General features: G+C 59.7%; 1 protein-coding gene. It reads right to left on the minus strand.

The window, feature by feature from the left end:
• A partial coding sequence (locus tag P0D80_RS50985) for a transposase family protein (protein WP_459252783.1) occupies nt 1–591 on the minus strand: 591 nt, incomplete at both ends.

Genomic DNA, 591 nt, shown 5'->3' on the forward strand with positions numbered 1-591 from the left:
CATGGTCTTGTGAAGCCGCTCGACGATGCCGTTGGTCTGTGGAGAACGAGCTTTGGTGCGTGTGTGATCAATGTTCTCCACGGCCAGATAGAGCTCATATTCGTGATGCTCGGGGTTTCCGCAGTACTCGGTACCCCGGTCAGTCAGAACGCGAGCGAGCGGAATGCCGTAGCTGTCGAAGAACGGAACGACGCGATCGTTGAGCAGGTCGGCCGCCGGCAGTGGTGTCTTGCGGTCGTAGAGTTTGGCAAACGCCACCTTCGAGTAAGTGTCGACGAAGGTTTGCTGATAGACGCGCCCGACGCCCTTGAGCGTGCCGACATAAAAGGTATCCTGGGCGCCGCAGTAACCGGGGCATTCAGATTCGAACTCACCATGCGTTTCCTTTTCCAGCTTGGCCCGCTCCAGCGCGGTGAGCTGCGATTCGGTCAGTACCAGCCCTTCCTGAGCGGACTTTGCCTCCAGCGCCTTCAGGCGCTTGTTCATGGTCTCGAGGTCATGGCGCAGCCAGATGCTACGCACCCCCTGCGGCGAGACGCTGAGGGCGTGGCGTTTGAGTACCTCGTTGGCGATACGGATCTGGCCGTAAGC

The sequence above is a fragment of the Paraburkholderia sp. RL17-373-BIF-A genome (genome assembly GCF_046030175.1).
Classification (GTDB): Bacteria; Pseudomonadota; Gammaproteobacteria; order Burkholderiales; family Burkholderiaceae; genus Paraburkholderia.